At 67.5% G+C, this 15,526-nt stretch carries 15 protein-coding genes; 1 reads left to right on the top strand and 14 read right to left on the bottom strand.

What is annotated here, in order from left to right; genetic code table 11:
* Positions 1-57 precede the first annotated feature (57 nt).
* The 14 genes from lnt to hslV form a co-directional block, all read right to left on the bottom strand.
* A complete protein-coding gene (gene lnt, locus ACODTJ_RS12600; RefSeq protein WP_454654334.1) occupies positions 58-1,653 on the bottom strand; it encodes an apolipoprotein N-acyltransferase in 1,596 nt (531 codons plus the stop codon).
* Positions 1,653-2,642: a hemolysin family protein gene (locus tag ACODTJ_RS12605; RefSeq protein WP_454654335.1), complete on the bottom strand. Its 990-nt coding sequence runs from the start codon at positions 2,640-2,642 to the stop codon at positions 1,653-1,655. Before ACODTJ_RS12605 ends, lnt begins: the two co-directional genes overlap by 1 nt.
* A 12-nt stretch (positions 2,643-2,654) precedes the next feature.
* Positions 2,655-3,227 carry an rRNA maturation RNase YbeY gene (gene ybeY / locus ACODTJ_RS12610; RefSeq protein WP_454654337.1) on the bottom strand — a complete coding sequence of 191 codons (573 nt, stop codon included), beginning with the start codon at positions 3,225-3,227 and terminating at the stop codon, positions 2,655-2,657.
* Entirely contained in the window at positions 3,224-4,330 is a 1,107-nt protein-coding gene (locus ACODTJ_RS12615; protein ID WP_454658909.1) for a PhoH family protein, read from the bottom strand. Before ACODTJ_RS12615 ends, ybeY begins: the two co-directional genes overlap by 4 nt.
* Before the next feature lie 249 nt (positions 4,331-4,579).
* Entirely contained in the window at positions 4,580-5,950 is a 1,371-nt protein-coding gene (gene miaB, locus ACODTJ_RS12620; RefSeq protein ID WP_454654339.1) for a tRNA (N6-isopentenyl adenosine(37)-C2)-methylthiotransferase MiaB, read from the bottom strand.
* Positions 5,951-6,056: 106 nt separating this feature from the next.
* Complete coding sequence (locus ACODTJ_RS12625; RefSeq protein ID WP_454654341.1) at positions 6,057-6,857, bottom strand: lysophospholipid acyltransferase family protein; 801 nt, start codon at positions 6,855-6,857, stop codon at positions 6,057-6,059.
* A gap of 83 nt (positions 6,858-6,940) precedes the next feature.
* Positions 6,941-7,420 carry a GNAT family N-acetyltransferase gene (locus tag ACODTJ_RS12630; protein ID WP_488848970.1) on the bottom strand — a complete coding sequence of 160 codons (480 nt, stop codon included), beginning with the start codon at positions 7,418-7,420 and terminating at the stop codon, positions 6,941-6,943.
* 71 nt (positions 7,421-7,491) lie between these two features.
* Positions 7,492-8,178 carry a tRNA (adenosine(37)-N6)-threonylcarbamoyltransferase complex dimerization subunit type 1 TsaB gene (tsaB, locus tag ACODTJ_RS12635; RefSeq protein WP_454654343.1) on the bottom strand — a complete coding sequence of 229 codons (687 nt, stop codon included), beginning with the start codon at positions 8,176-8,178 and terminating at the stop codon, positions 7,492-7,494.
* 55 nt (positions 8,179-8,233) lie between these two features.
* Positions 8,234-8,794 (bottom strand): NifU family protein, encoded by a 561-nt coding sequence (locus ACODTJ_RS12640; protein WP_454654344.1) that lies wholly within the window; start codon positions 8,792-8,794, stop codon positions 8,234-8,236.
* 102 nt (positions 8,795-8,896) lie between these two features.
* Positions 8,897-9,391, bottom strand: coding sequence for a universal stress protein (locus ACODTJ_RS12645; RefSeq protein ID WP_454654345.1), 495 nt, complete (start codon positions 9,389-9,391; stop codon positions 8,897-8,899).
* Between the two features lie 74 nt (positions 9,392-9,465).
* A complete protein-coding gene (trpS, locus tag ACODTJ_RS12650; protein ID WP_454654347.1) occupies positions 9,466-10,515 on the bottom strand; it encodes a tryptophan--tRNA ligase in 1,050 nt (349 codons plus the stop codon).
* Between the two features lie 46 nt (positions 10,516-10,561).
* On the bottom strand, positions 10,562-12,133 hold the full coding sequence (murJ, locus tag ACODTJ_RS12655; protein WP_454654348.1) for a murein biosynthesis integral membrane protein MurJ: 1,572 nt from the start codon (positions 12,131-12,133) through the stop codon (positions 10,562-10,564).
* Positions 12,133-13,443, bottom strand: coding sequence for an ATP-dependent protease ATPase subunit HslU (gene hslU, locus ACODTJ_RS12660; protein ID WP_454654349.1), 1,311 nt, complete (start codon positions 13,441-13,443; stop codon positions 12,133-12,135). The genes murJ and hslU overlap by 1 nt, the downstream gene beginning before the upstream one ends.
* Before the next feature lie 38 nt (positions 13,444-13,481).
* Positions 13,482-14,051: an ATP-dependent protease subunit HslV gene (gene hslV / locus ACODTJ_RS12665; RefSeq protein WP_291656294.1), complete on the bottom strand. Its 570-nt coding sequence runs from the start codon at positions 14,049-14,051 to the stop codon at positions 13,482-13,484.
* Positions 14,052-14,412: 361 nt separating this feature from the next.
* Between hslV and ACODTJ_RS12670 the strand changes: the two genes are divergently transcribed.
* Positions 14,413-15,526, top strand: a 1,114-nt coding sequence (locus ACODTJ_RS12670) for a HAMP domain-containing protein (RefSeq protein ID WP_488848973.1), incomplete at its 3' end; no start/stop codon positions are given.

Raw genomic sequence — 15,526 nt, forward strand, 5'->3', positions numbered from 1 at the left:
TTTATTATAGGCTTCACGGCTAATCCACCCTTCGCCGTGAAAAAGTTCCAATCGGGATCATTCTCGAACGCGCAACCGTGACAATGCCAGAAAAAGCAGCAAGAGCCCGGCGAAGACGAAGTCCCCTGCCCTTGCATAGAGCGTGATCGAGCCGGCGCGCGGCAGGCCTGAATCCAGCACGCCCTCAACGCCGAGGGGCAAGCTCGCCACTGTGCGGCCGTAAGGATCGACCACCGCCGAAATTCCGGTATTGGCGACGCGCACCAGCGGCAGGCCTTCCTCGATGCTGCGCAGCCGCGCCTGCGCAAAATGCTGGTAGGGGCCGCTGGTCTGGCCGAACCAGCCGTCATTGGTCAGGTTCAGGAAGAAGCCGGCGCGCGGACCGCGCGCGGCGACCGCGCCCGGGAACACCGCCTCGTAGCAGATCAGCGGTGCCGCTGTCGGAAGCCCCTTGATCGCAAGCGGCGTCCGGGCGCTTCCGGCCGCGAAACCGCCGGGAATCGAGACGAACTGGGACAGACCGACCCCGCGGATCAGCGTGTCGAGGATCGGCGGCAGGTACTCGCCAAAGGGAACGAGATGAACCTTGTCATAGCCGGCGACGATGACGCCCTCGTCATTGACCACCTGGATCGCATTGTAGATCGGCGGCCGGCTTTCGCCCGGCAGCGTCTCGCCGGCACGAGCCGCGCCGGTGACCAGCGTCACGTCGGGCGGGAGCACGGCCCCGATGCGGGACAAGGCGCCGGGCGTGCGGCCGAGCAGGAAGGGAAAGGCCGATTCCGGCCAGACCAGATGCGTGATGCCCTGAAGGCCGGGCGAGGTCGGGCTGGTCGCGCGGTCGCTCAAGGCCAGGTAGCTGTTGAGGATCGCCTCGCCGTTGCGGCCGTTGAACTTGGCATCCTGCGGCAGATTGGGCTGCATCAGCCGCAACTTCACCCCCGCCACGAGCGGGGAGGAGGCGGCGGGCACGCGCCAGTATCCGAAAGCAAACAGACCGGCCAACGCGGCGAGAGCCAGAAGCGGCGGCAGGCGACGCCCGGCCGGCGTCTGCGCGGTTCCCAGAACGGCCGGAGCCGCGCCGATCGCCACGGCGAACAGGGTCAGGCCGTAGAGCCCGACCAGCGAGGCGGCCTGCGCGAGATGGATCTCGCCCGCCAGCATCATGCCGTAGACGTTCCAGGGAAAGCCGGTCAGGACATGGCCACGCAGCCATTCACTGAGCGCCAGCATCACGGCGAGCACGAGGATGCGCCCGGCGCCCTTGGGCCAGGCCAGGCGGGCGAAGCCAAAGGCGAAGGCCGGGAAGATGGCGAGGAAGGCCGGCAGGGCGACGACGCCGAGCGGCATCGCCCAGGCGAACTTGTCGGCCTCGACCAGGAAGGCGGCGCCGAGCCACCACAACCCGGCGAGGAAGAAACCGAAGCCCCACCACCAGCCGACTGCAAAGGCGGCCCGGAACCGGCGCCAGGCACTGGTGCCGACGGCACCGTCGATCAGCCAGACCGCGACGGCCATCGGCACGACGATGAGCGGCCAGAGATCGAGCGGCGGCAGGGCAAGCGCACCGCTCGCACCAGCGAAAAGCGCGATCAGGCGCTTCCGCCAACCCCACCCCAGGATGACGGCTTCGGCGATGCCGGAGAGCCCCATCAGCCCGGCTCCATCGCCGGTTCTTCGGCCGCGGGTTCGCTGCGGCAATGGATGGTCAGGCGCTTCACGCGGCGCTGATCGGAATCGAGGATCTCGAAGCTGAGCCCGTCCGGGCCCTTCACCATCTCTCCCAGCGCCGGGACGCGGCCGGCGAGCGTGACGATCAAGCCACCCAGCGTATCGATGTCGTCGGCGACCTCATTGCCGGACAGATCGACGCCGGTGGCAGCCTTCAGCTCGGCCAGCGTCGCGCGGGCGTCCGCGGTGAAGCGGTTCTCGCCGGCCGGGACGATCGGCGTCTCCTCGAGATCATGCTCGTCCTCGATATCGCCGACGACGATCTCGATCAGGTCCTCGATCGAGACGAGCCCGTCGGTCCCGCCATATTCGTCGATGACCAGCGCGATATGGGTGCGGGTCGACTGCATGCGGACGAGCAGATCGACGGCCGGCATCGAGGGCGGCACGTAGAGGACGGGGCGCAGAAGCTTGGTCTCGGCGAGCCGCGTCGAGAGATCGACGGCGGACAGCGTGTGCGGAATCGCGAGCTTGCCGTTCTCGTCCGGCGGCCCGCTTTCCCCCGGCCGCGCCTTCTCGGCGATGTATTCAAGGAAGTCGCGGATATGGACCATGCCGCGGGGATCGTCGAGCGTGTCGTCGAAGACCGGCAGGCGCGAATGGCCGGCGGTGCGGAAATGCGCGAGCAATTCGTCCAGCGTCGCCTCGGCCGGGACGGCGACGATATCGGCGCGCGGGATCATGACATCGCCGACGCGGCGTTCCCGCAGGCTCAGCACATTGGTGAGCATCGCGCGTTCCTGGGCAGAGAGATCGGCAAGTTCGCCATTCTCCTCGGCCAGGGCCTCGACGATTTCCTCGCGGGCGGTGCCGCCACCACGCAGTCCAAGCCGGTCAAGGAACTGGCCCAGCCAATGGCCGAGACCACGGCCGGCGGTTTCGTTCTGGGATTGTCGACTGTCGTCGCTCATGATCGTGGGGGCTTACGCGGAAGAGGGAACGGGTGCCGTGACGAGTTCGGCACCGGCATAGGGATCGGCCACGCCGAGACGGGCGAGGGCGGCGACTTCGAGCGCTTCCATGCGGCGCGCCTCGGCCTCGGTCTCGTGATCCTCGCCGAGGAGATGGAGCAGGCCGTGGATCGCGAGATGACGCAGATGGTCCGTCACGCTCTTGGATTCGGCCTCAGCCTCGCGCAGCACCGTCTCATAGGCGATGACGATATCGCCGAGCAGCGGGCTCTGCGCGATGCGCTCCGGCGGCGCGGCCGGGAAGGAGAGCACGTTCGTCGCCTTGTCGAAGCCGCGCCAGTCGCGGTTGACGATGCGGATGCGCTTGTCGTCGGTCAGCAGCAGGCTGAGCTCGGCGCCGGGCATCGGCTTGCGCGGGGCCACCGCGATCCCCGCTTCCAGCGCCTCGTTCAGCAAGGCGCGCAGGGCCGGCAGCTTGCCGAGCTCATGCCAGCGGCGCGACTGCGCCCTGACGTCGAGGTGTATCTCCGAAGACGTCTTCTCGGGTGGCGGCGCCGTGCGCCGCCCACGAGGTCGATCGTTCATCGCGGCCGCTCCCGCGCCAACATCCGCTTCAGCCCTTCGCTGTCGCCTTCCCGGTTGAGATCCGGGGGCGTTTCGGGATTGCGCAAGCGCTCTTCCCGTTCCTCGCGCTCATGGCGCGCTGCGCTCTCATAGGCCATGACGATGCGTCGCACCAGATCATGCCGGACGACATCGCCTTCCTCGAAGCGGGCATAGCCGACGCCCTCGACATCCTTGAGCAGCTTGACCGCCTCTATCAGGCCCGAGCGCTGGCCGGGCGGCAGGTCGATCTGCGAGGGATCGCCGGTGATGATCATGCGCGAGCCCTCGCCCAGGCGGGTGAGGAACATCTTCATCTGCATCGAGGTGGCATTCTGGGCCTCGTCGAGCAGCACGACGGCATTGGTCAGGGTGCGCCCGCGCATGAAGGCGAGCGGCGCGATCTCGATCATGCCGGTCTGCAGGCCGCGCTCGACATGGCGCGCCTCCATGAAGTCGTTCAGCGCGTCGTAGATCGGACGCAGATAGGGATCGACCTTCTCGCGCATGTCGCCGGGCAGGAAGCCGAGGCGCTCGCCCGCCTCCACAGCCGGGCGCGACAGGATCATGCGCTCAACCACGCCCTGCTCGATCAGCGAGACGGCATGGCCGACCGCGAGCCAGGTCTTGCCGGTGCCGGCCGGACCTTCGGCGAGCACCAATTCGTGGCGCTTGAGCTGACGCAGGTAGGCGTCCTGTGCGGCGTTGCGGGCGCGGACAGGCCCGCGCTTGCGGGTCACGACCGCATCAAAGGAGGTCTTGCCGGCATCGGCGGTCGGGAAAAGCGAGCGCTGCACGTTGCTTTCCTCGATCGCGCCGTCGACCTCGCCCAGCGTGACCGGCGCGCCGGCCTTGGCGCGGGCATAGAGCGTCTTCAGCACGCGCCCGGCCTGCTCGGCCGTCTCGCGGGCGCCCTTAACGGTGACGTGATTGCCATTGGGGCTGACCACGACGCCGAGCCGGCGCTCGAGATGGGCGAGGTTCTGGTCGTACTGACCGAAAACCAGGCTGGCGAGCCGGTTGTCGTCGAAGGAGAGCACGACCTCGGTCGCCGCAAGCCCGTCACGGCCCGCGCTCTCGCGCACACCGCCCTCGGGGCGGGCTGGCGCCAGATCGCGCCGCGGGTTCCGGTCGGGTCTTTGCGTCGAATCAGCCTGTGCCAAATGCGTCGCCTCGCTTCAGGCCGGGGTGGCGGTTGGCCTGTCCCCGGCGCCTGTTCCAACCGGGCAGGAGCGCCCGGCCGGGTCGTCTCGCAGCATAACCGGACGCAACAATCTCAGCCTGATGACAGGCCGGCGCCCGTCCCTCGCAAATGGTGACGAGCCCCGACGCGCTCAAGCGGCCAGCCCCTTTCCATCCGTCTCGCCCGGCTCAGCCAGCCGGCCGAACAGAGAATTCGTGCTCGTCTTCTCGATCACCACCCGCACGATGTCGCCGATCTGATTCGCGTCGCTCTCGATCTGCACAGCCTGCAGATAGGGCGACTTGCCGGCAAGCTGTCCGGGATAGCGTCCCGCCCTTTCCAGGAGGACATCCACCGTTCGTCCGACCATGGCCCGGTTGAAGGCCTGCCGGTGATGCTCGATGCGCTCCTGCAGGCGATAGAGCCGCTCGTTCATCAACTCGCGCGGCACCTGCGCTTCGAGATCGGCCGCCGGTGTGCCGGGGCGGGGCGAATAGTTGAAGGAATAGCTGGAGGCGAAGCCGATCTCGTCGACGAGACGGATCGTGTCCTCGAAATCGGCATCGGTCTCGCCGGGGAAGCCGACGATGAAATCCGAGGACAGCGCGATATCGGGCCGGGCCTCGCGGATGCGTTCGATCAGGCGGCGATATTCGTCGCCGGTGTGCTTGCGGTTCATCGCGGCGAGGATGCGGTCCGAGCCCGCCTGCACCGGCAGATGCAGGAAAGGCATGACCTGCGGCAGATCGCGATGGGCCGCGATCAGGTCGTCGTCCATGTCTCTGGGGTGGCTGGTCGTATAACGGATGCGGACGATGCCCGGCACCTCGGCAACGCGATGCATCAGGCGCGCCAGACTCCAGACGGCACCGTCCGGCCCCTCGCCATGATAGGCGTTGACGTTCTGGCCGATCAGGGTGACGTCGCGCACGCCGGCCTCGGCGAGGCGCTCGACCTCGGCCATGATCTGCGCGACCGGCCGCGAGAATTCGGCGCCGCGCGTATAGGGCACGACGCAGAAGGCACAGAACTTGTCGCAGCCTTCCTGCACGGTGACGAAGGCCGAGACGCCGCGCGCCAGAATGGCCTGGCGCTTCGGCGCCGGGAGGAAGCCGAACTTGTCCTCGACCGGCAGGTCGGTATCGACGACACGGCGCTTGCCGGCCTCGGCCAGAAGCTCCGGCAGACGGTGATAGGCCTGCGGCCCGACCACGAGATCGACGGCGGGCTGGCGGCGCTGGATTTCGCTGCCCTCAGCCTGCGCGACGCAGCCGGCGACGACGATCTTCGTCTCCTGGCCTTCGGCGCCTTGCGCCTTCTTGATGTCGCGCAGCTTGCCGAGCTCGGTATAGACCTTCTGCACCGCCCGGTCGCGGATATGGCAGGTGTTCAGCAGGATGAGGTCCGCGCCCTCCGGCGTCGCCGTCTCCTCATAGCCCTGATGGCTCAGGATGTCGGCCATGCGCTGCCCGTCATAGACGTTCATCTGGCAGCCGAAAGACTTGATATGGACTTTCTTCATCGGTGCGGATCGGGTCTCCAAAGCGCATTCTTTACTGCGGATCGGACGCCTTGGGAACGGCCGCAAGACGCAGGGGCAGGATAAGCAAGTGGCGGACCAGCCGGGGTCACGCCTCCGCGCGGCCGGTGACGGCCCGCTGGCGGGCCTTGCGAACGGATGCTTCGGCCAGCCGCGTCGCTTCCTTGCGCGAGGTCGCCCGGCCCATCACGATCGGTTCACCCCAGACCAGCTCGACATCGATCGCGCCGCATTCCAGCACATGCTTCAGATGCGGCCAGAGCTCGGTATCGCCGTACCAGGCGAGCGCCGCCCGCCCGTTGCGTCCGCCCGGCAGGTTCTGCCAGCCGGTATAGGTGATGGTCAGCGGATAGACCGTCACATCCGCCGTGGCGTCGCCCATCGCCTGATGCGCGGCGCCGAGCAGGGAGGAGCGGAAGGGCAGGATGCGCGTGCCGTCGCCGGTCGTCCCCTCGGCGAAGAGCACGACCTCCTCGCCATTGGCGATGCGCGCGCCCATGGTGGCGGCCATGCCCGCGGTCGCGCTGCGGCGCTGGCGGTCGAGATAGAGCGTGCGCTGGAGATTGGCGAGGAAGCCGACCACCGGCCATTCGCCGACCTCGCTCTTGGCGACGAAGGCCAATTCGCGCTCGGCACCGATCACGCCGATATCGAGCCAGGAGACGTGGTTGGCGACGATCAGCGCCCCGGTTCCGGCCGGCGGCGGAGCCCCTCGCACCTGCCGCCGGACGCCGAGGCACCAGCAGGTCAGGCGATGGAAGCGCAGCGGCAAGGCCCCCCGCCGCGAGGGCATGACCCGCATCACGACGAGCTGGGCGAGGACGAGCCCGAGCGTGCCCGTGCACAGCATCGCCAGGCGGGCGAGCGCACCGAAGCGGAGTCCGTTCATGCTGAGGCGGGTCCGATCATCGGTGGAGCGGCGGTCTCATTGGGGATTCAGAATGTCGTCAATGGCGCGATTGCGCCGGCTTGTCACGCGAGATCGAGCCGCATCGCGATCGCGGTCGCACGGGTGCCGTCGGGCTTGGGGTAGTAGCCCTTGCGCCGCCCGACCTCGCGAAAGCCGAAATGGCGGTAGAGTCGCTCCGCCGGCAGGTTGCCGTCCTCGACCTCGAGGAAGACATGGATCGCGCCCGCCTCGGCCAGCCGGGCGAGATGCGCCGCCAGAAGCGCGCGGCCAAAGCCGCCGTTGCGGCGGGTGGGCGCGACCACGATGCTGAGAATCTCCGCCTCGTCGGCAGCCTTGCGGGAGATGACGAAGCCTTCGGGGTGGTGGCCGTCGCCACTGAAGACGCCATCGGCGACAACCGCTGCATCGGCAATCAGCGCCGCGCATTCGGCCGGCTCCCAGCCGCGGGCGAAGCCGCCGCGATGATGCAGCGTCGCGACATCAAGGGCGTGGCCCGCATCGAGCCGCATCGTGCGCGGCGGTGCCGAATCAGGGTGAAGCAATTTGCGTAGCCAATCCATGCCGCCTGTTCGCACAGGCCGACGAAGCGGCAACCACCATTTGGGGGATGCGCTCACCGGCGCGGCAGGCGGGCTTTGTCCTGCGGCGTCGTCTCGGGCGCCTTCAGGTAGAGCGGGCGGGGCGGCGCGCTTTCGGGATCGGCGATGAAGCCGAGCCGGGCGACCCAGGCGATATCGGGCGCCTTGGCATCGTCGATCACCAACGCGTCGAGACCGATCGCCCAGGCTTCGTTGGCGACGGCGAGCGCCGAGGACCCGACGAGGCTGACCGGTCCTGCGCCGATGGCACGGGCCGCGTCGCGATAGCTGACCTGCCGGAGCGAGGCCAGCGGCTTACCCTCGGCCGTAAGAGCCTGGAACCAGACCTGGCCGTGTTTGGCATCGAGCGCGGCGGCGATAACCCGGCCCGATTCGCGCCCGATCAGGGGCGCGGCACAGGCCGCGACCGTGGTGACCCCGACCGCCGGGATGCCGGCGGCGAAGGCAATAGCGCGGGCCGCGCTGACGCCGACGCGCAAGCCGGTATAGCTGCCGGGGCCGACGGTCACGGCGACGCGCGAGAGCGAGCCGAAGCCGCCCTCGACATCCTTCATGACACGCTCGACCAGCGGCATCAGCGCCTCGGCATGGCCGCGATCCATGGCGATCTGCTCGATCGCCAGTGGCTTCGCCATGTCGGCGGTATCCAACACGCAGGCCGAGCAGGCGCCGAGCGCGGTATCGATCGCGAGAATGCGCATCAGGATGTCATTCCGCGAAAGGCCCGGCTCATCGTCACCAACAGTTCCGCTTTGCTCAGATGGCTTCGACTTCGCGCACATCCGGCAGGAAGTGGCGCAGCAGGTTCTGAATGCCGTGCTTCAGCGTCGCAGTCGAGGAGGGGCAGCCCGAGCAGGAGCCCTTCATTGCGAGATAGACCGTGCCGTCGCGATAGCCGCGGAAGGTGATGTCGCCGCCATCGCCGGCCACCGCCGGGCGGATGCGGGTTTCGAGCAGGTCCTTGATCGTCTCGACGGTCTGCGCATCGGCGGGGTCGAAGAACTCGCCCTCCTCGATCACATCGGCGGCCGAGCCGGCAGCGAGGACCGGGGCGCCCGACATGAAATGCTCCATGATCGCGCCGAGGATCGCGGGCTTGAGATGCGGCCATTCGCCGTCCGACTTGGTGACGGTGATGAAATCGGAGCCGAGGAAGACGCCGGACACGCCGGACACGCCGAACAGGCGCTGAGCCAGCGGCGAACGCTCGGCATCCGTGACATCGCGCAGGTCGAGCGTGCCATCGGGCATGACGGCGCGGCCGGGAAGAAACTTGAGTGTCGCCGGATTCGGCGTGGCTTCGGTCTGGATGAACATGGACTTGCCTCCGGTACCGGCGATTCAAGGTCGCCGTTCCTGGCTCCGATATAAGCCGCCGGCTGGAATCATTCCAGCGGCATGGAATCGCAGGTCGTCGCCTCAGGCGAGGGCGTCGATCTCCTCGTCTTCCAGATGGCCGGGCACGATGGCAACGGGGATCGGGAAGCTCGCCGAGGATTTGCCCGCGAGCGCCGAGACGAGCGGGCCGGGCCCCTTGCTGCTCGTCCCGGCTGCGAGCACGAGCAGCGAGATATCCTCGTCCTCTTCGATCAGCTTGACGAGCTCGTCGGCCTTGTTGCCGACACGCACGACCTTCTCCGGTTCGAGCCCGGCCAGCGTCCGCACCGCTGCGGCCGCGGTTTCAAGGCGCTTCTCGGCCTCGGCCTGGGCTTCGGCCAGCATCACCTCGCCGACGCCGAGCCAGGTCTCATGCTCGGGCGGGGTGGCGACGCCGAGCAGGACGATCGAGGCGCCGACGCGGGCGCAACGGCGCGCGGCGAAGCGAATCGCCTTGGCGCATTCCTCGCTGCCGTCGACCACGGCGAGGAATTTCGGGCGATGGCCCGTCTCGTAGGACCGCCGTCTCTTGACCATGAACTGTCCTGCCGCCGCTTCAGGGACGGGCATGGTGGCCTGCGCCGGCACCCCGGCGCAAGTGCACCCTTACGTCACCGGCTCCGCACGAAGCCGACGATGTCCTTGACCTCGCGCATTATCGGGGCGGCGATCGCATCGGCCCGATCGGCGCCCGCGCCGAGAATGTCGTCGATGTGCTTCGGGTCCGCCAGCAGGCGGCGCATCTCGCCGGCGATGGGCGCAAGCTTCTCGACCGCGAGATCGACCAGCGCCGCCTTGAAGCCGGAGAACTGGCCGCCGCCGAACTGCTTGAGCACAGCGTCCTTCGAGATGCCGGAGAGGCCGGCATAGATGCCGACGAGGTTCTCCGCCTCAGGCCGGCCTTCCAGCCCCTTCTCCTCGGAGGGCAGCGCCTCCGGATCGGTCTTGGCCTTGCGAATCTTCTGGGCGATGCCCTCGGCATCATCGGTCAGGTTGATGCGCGAATAATCGGAAGCGTCCGATTTCGACATCTTCTTGGTGCCGTCGCGCAGGCTCATGACGCGCGGCGCCGGGCCCTGGATCATCGGCTCTGGCAGCGGAAAGAAACCGAGTTCGCCCGTGCCGAGGCCGCGTTCGGCGATCTGCGGGCCGAAGTCGTTGTTGAATTTCTGGGCGATGTCGCGGGTCAGCTCCAGATGCTGCTTCTGGTCTTCGCCGACAGGCACATGCGTCGCCTTGTAGAGCAGAATGTCGGCCGCCATCAGGTTCGGATAGGCATACAAGCCGACCGAGGCGTTCTCGCGGTCCTTGCCGGCCTTCTCCTTGAACTGGGTCATGCGGTTCAACCAGCCGAGGCGGGCGACGCAGTTGAACACCCAGGCAAGCTCGGCATGGCCCGGCACCTGGCTCTGGTTGAAGATGACGCTGCGCTTGGGATCGACGCCCGCCGCGATATAGGCGGCCGTGACCTCGCGGATGGCGCGCTTCAGATCGGCCGGGTCCTGCCACATCGTGATCGCGTGCATGTCGACGACGCAGTAAATGCACTCATGCGTATCCTGCATCGCGACCCAGTTGGTCAGCGCGCCCAGATAATTGCCGAGATGCAGCGTCGAGGTCGGCTGCATGCCTGAGAATACGCGCTGATGAAAACCCGACATGGGGCACTCCGCCGTCACGATGGAGAAGGGAAGCGGCGCTTCTGGCTCAACCCCGCCGCTTGCGCAAGGGGAGAGCACCGAAGGCACCCAGCGTCCAGCCCGCGGCGCCATAGGTCGCGAGCCCCGCAAGGCAGAGCAGGCTGAGCGCTCCGACCCGGTGCAAGGCCGGCTGATCGAAGGCCAGAGGTCCGGCCAGCAGCCTGAGCAGCAGTTCGAGCACGGCGAGCATGATCGCGCTGGCCGCGAGGCTGGCGGCGATCGGCCGCAAGCTGCTCACGCTCGGACGCCAGATGCCGTCGCACAGCAGCGCCCCGCCAAGCAGGGCAGCCTGCGCCACGAAGGCGAATGTCGCGGCGAGCGCCGCCATCCCCGCAGCATTACCCTCATGAGCGAAGCAGAAGCCGATCAGCGCAGCAACCAGCACCGCGAGGCCGCCGGAGATCAGAGGGAGGCGCGGGGCGCGACGGGCGAAATAGACCTGGCCGAAGACCTTTGCGGCGATCGCAAAGGGCAGGCCGTAGCCGAAGGCGGCGAGCGCCGCAGCCGTGCGACCGCGATCAGCGGCATCGAAGCGGCCATATTCGAACAGCGCCGAGACGATCGGCTCGGCCAGGGCGACGAGCGCCGTCGCAGCCGGCAGGGCAAGCGCGAGGCCCAGCGCCAGAGCTTGCCCCAACATGGCGTCAGGACCTTCCCGGTTCGCAGTCAGCGCCATGTCGGACAATACGACGGTGCCCATCGCGACGCCGACGAAGCCGAGCGGGAGCTGGAAGACGCGGTCGGCATAGTAGAGCGCGGCAACGGCGCCCGGACCGATCGATGCGATCTGCGTCGCGACCAGCAGGACGAGCTGTGCGGCGGAAGCGGCAAGCAAGGTCGCGCCGCCCGTGCGGACGAACCGCGTCATGTCCGGCGACCAGCGCAGGCTCGGACGCGGCAGGCCGGGACCGCGCAGCGCCAGCAGGATCATCCCGAGATGGGCGAGGCCGGTCAGGCTGGTGCAGAGCGCGAGCCAGCGCGCGCCGGTTTCCGGCGGCGCACCCTTCGCGTGCAGCAGCAGGAGCACGACAAGCAGGATCGCGTTCATCAGGGCCGGAGCCAAGGCCGCGACGGCGAAGCGCTTCTCCGCATTGAGAAGCGCCGCCAGCATGGCTGCCAGCGTCGTCAGGAACAGGAAGGGCAGCATCAGCCGCGTGTAGGACGCCGCCAGCGCCAGGGTTTCCGGCGCGTCGGCGAAGCCGCCGGCGAGGCCGAGCACCAGCCAGGGCGCAAACAATTCGCCCAGGCCGACGAGCACCAGCAGCAGCAGGCCGACCTGCCCGGCCGCCTCGCCTGCAAAGCCGCGCGCCGCCACCTCGCCGCGCTCGCCCTTGATGGCGAGATAGAGCGGCACGAAGGGCGCATTCAGCCCGCCCTCGCCAAGGACGCGCCGGACGAGATTGGGCAATCGCAAAGCCGCCAGGAAGGCATCGGCAACCGGCCCGCCACCGAGCAGGCGCGCGATCAGCACGTCGCGGGCGAAGCCGAGCAGGCGTGAGGCGATCGTGGCCGCGCCAACGACAGCGGAATCGCGTGCGAGACGGGACGATTCCGGCGCCGATGCCGCCGGCTTCTCCATCAGAGAATGAACCGGCTCAGGTCGGCATTCTTGGCGAGGTCGCCGATGCGGGCCTCGACATAGGCGGCGTCGATCGTCACGGCCTCTCCGGAACGATCCGGCGCCGTGAAGGAGATCTCGTCGAGAATGCGCTCGATCACGGTCTGAAGCCGGCGGGCGCCGATATTCTCGACCGTGGAATTCACCTCGACGGCGATCCGGGCGATGGCGTCGATCGCGTCGGGCGTGAAGGTCACGCTGACCTCCTCGGTCGCCATCAGCGCCACCGACTGCTTGATCAGGCTCGCCTCGGTCTCGGTCAGGATGCGCTTGAAATCCTCGATGTCGAGCGGGTTGAGCTCGACGCGGATCGGCAGACGGCCCTGCAATTCCGGCAGCAGATCGGAAGGCCGCGAGACGTGAAAAGCGCCGGACGCGATGAAGAGGATGTGGTCGCTCTTCACGGCGCCATGCTTGGTCGCGACCGTCGTGCCCTCGATCAGCGGCAGCAGGTCGCGCTGCACGCCTTCGCGCGAGACGTCGGCGCCGCCCTTGCCCTCGCGGGCGCAGATCTTGTCGATCTCGTCGAGGAAGACGATGCCGTTCTCCTCGACCTCGCGGATCGCGGCCTGGATGATCGCATCCTGATCGATCAGCTTGTCGCTCTCCTCCGCCAGCAGCGGCTGGTAGGCATCCTTGACCAGCACGCGCTTGGGCTTGCCCTTCTGGCCGAAGGCCTTGCCGAGCATGTCGGAGAGGTTGATCGCGCCGATCGAGGCGCCGGGCATGCCGGGAACCTCGAACATCGGCGCAGACGCGCTGCTACCTGCCGTCATCTCGACCTCGATCTCCTTGTCGTCGAGCTCGTTGGCGCGCAGCTTGCGACGGAAGGAATCGCGCGTCGCCTGGCTGGAATTGGCGCCGACGAGGGCATCGAGCACGCGCTCCTCGGCCGCGACATGGGCCTTGGCCTGAACATCCTTGCGCCGGCTCTCGCGCACGAGGGCGATCGCGACTTCAAGGAGATCGCGCACGATCGATTCGACGTCGCGGCCGACATAGCCGACCTCGGTGAACTTGGTCGCCTCGACCTTCAGGAAGGGCGCGTTGGCGAGCTTGGCGAGCCGGCGGGCGATCTCGGTCTTGCCGCAGCCGGTCGGCCCGATCATCAGGATGTTCTTCGGCGAAACCTCCTCGCGAAGCGGCCCTTCGAGCTGCTGGCGGCGCCAGCGGTTGCGCAGGGCGATGGCGACGGCGCGCTTGGCGTCCCTCTGGCCGACGATGAAGCGGTCGAGTTCCGAGACGATCTCGCGAGGGGAAAAGCTGGTCATTGCGGTGCTGTATCCGGTGAACGGGCCTGGTGGGAACGTCAGGCCGCTTCGAGCGTCTCGATGACGAGCGAATGGTTGGTGTAGACGCAGATATCGCCGGCGATCTTCATCGCCTTGCGCACGATCGCTTCGGCATCGGGCTCGACATCGATCAGCGCGCGCGCCGCCGAGAGCGCATAATTACCGCCGGAACCGATCGCCATCACCGCGCCGTGCTCGCTCGCTTCAGGCTCCAGCACGTCGCCGGTGCCGGAGATCAGGAGCGAAACCTCCTTGTCGGCGACAAGCAGCATCGCCTCCAGCCGGCGCAGATAGCGGTCGGTGCGCCAGTCCTTGGCGAGCTCGACGCAGGCGCGCAGCAACTGGGTCGGATATTGCTCGAGCTTCTTCTCGAGGCGCTCGAACAGCGTGAAGGCATCGGCGGTGGCGCCGGCGAAGCCCGCGATCACATCGCCCTTGGCGAGGCGGCGGACCTTGCGGGCATTGCCCTTCATGATGGTCTGGCCGAGCGAGACCTGGCCGTCGCCGCCAATGACGACGCGCCCACCCTTGCGCACCATCAGGATGGTCGTGGCGTGCATCACGGGGGCATTGCTGTTTTCGGACATGGGATGGCTAACCGGAGATCGGGACGGGGCGGCGGATGACGTCAAACATGTTCAGGCGAGGCGGCTCTATCAAGGGGCAGGCCGGCAGGCCACCCCAGCAGGCCAGGGGCCGAACGTGAATCATAAGCCGAGTCATCATGGATTATCGGAGGCGAATGTCAGCTTTCGTGATGCAGCGGCAACTGTAGTGATGATGAGCGAGCTCTTGCTACGAGAAAGTCGTTCGCATTCGGCAACGCAGCGGCAGCAGAAGCGGAACTTGCCAAAGTGCTAAACTTTTAAGCAGTTTTTTATGATTGTTGCGCAAGGGTCGGGTTTAGAACGGCTTCCGTTGTGGGGGGCCCGCCTCGGGACGCCATTCATGAAATCCATCCGCCTGAAAATCCTCGCCATGCTGGCCATTGTCGCCGCCGGCGCCATCCTGTCGGCGATCATCAGCATCTATGGCCTGCACAAGGCCGACGATCTGAACAACCGTTCCGATATCCAGGCCAGTGTCGCGCTGCAGACCCAGCGCATCAACGGCATCGTCACGGCCGTCGTCATGGAATCGCGTGGCGTCTACATGGCGAAGAATCCGCAGGAAGCCGCGACCTACGCCAAGGGCATCGAGGATCGCTTCCCGGCGCTGCGCAAGTTCACCGCCGATCTGAAGAAGGTTGCTCCGGCGGAAGAGCGCGCAGTCGTCGATCAGATCGCCAAGGCGGTCGATGAATTCATCGTCTTCCGGACCGAGACCGCTCGGCTCGGGCGCGAATTTTCGCCCGCGGCGGCAAATGAGCAGGGCAACAACGAGGCCAACCGCGCCAACCGCAAAGCCCTGAACGATCTGCTGATCAGCTTCAGCCAGCGCGTGGAGAAGGCCAGCATCATGGTTGGCGACGAGGCGACCGCCTTCACCCGGCAGGTGCAGTGGCTGATGCCGATCATCCTGCTGACGACGCTTCTGGTTTCGGTCGGTGTCGCGCTCGTCTTCGCGCAGCGCTCGATCACCCGCCCGATCCTCGACCTCAGCCAGGTCATGGATAAGCTGACCGCTGGCGATACCAGCGTCAATGTCCCCCATTCCGAGCGTCCGGACGAGATCGGCGCCATGGCGCGTGCCGTCTCCGTTCTGCGCCAGAGCACCGAGCAGGTCGCCTTGCTGCAGGAGCAGGAGCGCGCCGCCGCGGCCGCGCGCCTCGCCCGGGCGCAGTCGATGGAAGCGGTGGTCTCGGATGTCGGCGAGGTCGTCGCCGCGGCCGCGGCCGGTGATTTCTCGGCGCGCCTGCAGATCGACGATGCCGACGAGCAGATGCAGCGGCTGGTCGCCGGCATCAACGAGATCAACGCGGTCGTTGACGGCGCGACGACGGAATTCGCCGGGGCCCTGTCGGCGATCGCGGGCGGCGACCTGACCAACCGGATCGAGACGGGCTATCGCGGCCGCTTCGCCGACCTGAAGGGCGCGATCAACGAGACGGTGGACCGCCTCT

This window comes from Allobosea sp. FG18 (assembly GCF_057809495.1).

Excerpts from the sequence above, each read along its gene's own strand:
- lnt (WP_454654334.1), bottom strand. The coding sequence starts at position 1,653 with ATGGGGCTCTCCGGCATCGCCGAAGCCGTCATCCTGGGGTGGGGTTGG.
- ACODTJ_RS12605 (WP_454654335.1), bottom strand. The coding sequence starts at position 2,642 with ATGAGCGACGACAGTCGACAATCCCAGAACGAAACCGCCGGCCGTGGT.
- ybeY (WP_454654337.1), bottom strand. The coding sequence starts at position 3,227 with ATGAACGATCGACCTCGTGGGCGGCGCACGGCGCCGCCACCCGAGAAG.
- miaB (WP_454654339.1), bottom strand. The coding sequence starts at position 5,950 with ATGAAGAAAGTCCATATCAAGTCTTTCGGCTGCCAGATGAACGTCTAT.
- ACODTJ_RS12625 (WP_454654341.1), bottom strand. The coding sequence starts at position 6,857 with ATGAACGGACTCCGCTTCGGTGCGCTCGCCCGCCTGGCGATGCTGTGC.
- tsaB (WP_454654343.1), bottom strand. The coding sequence starts at position 8,178 with ATGCGCATTCTCGCGATCGATACCGCGCTCGGCGCCTGCTCGGCCTGC.
- ACODTJ_RS12640 (WP_454654344.1), bottom strand. The coding sequence starts at position 8,794 with ATGTTCATCCAGACCGAAGCCACGCCGAATCCGGCGACACTCAAGTTT.
- ACODTJ_RS12645 (WP_454654345.1), bottom strand. The coding sequence starts at position 9,391 with ATGGTCAAGAGACGGCGGTCCTACGAGACGGGCCATCGCCCGAAATTC.
- trpS (WP_454654347.1), bottom strand. The coding sequence starts at position 10,515 with ATGTCGGGTTTTCATCAGCGCGTATTCTCAGGCATGCAGCCGACCTCG.
- murJ (WP_454654348.1), bottom strand. The coding sequence starts at position 12,133 with ATGGAGAAGCCGGCGGCATCGGCGCCGGAATCGTCCCGTCTCGCACGC.
- hslU (WP_454654349.1), bottom strand. The coding sequence starts at position 13,443 with ATGACCAGCTTTTCCCCTCGCGAGATCGTCTCGGAACTCGACCGCTTC.
- hslV (WP_291656294.1), bottom strand. The coding sequence starts at position 14,051 with ATGTCCGAAAACAGCAATGCCCCCGTGATGCACGCCACGACCATCCTG.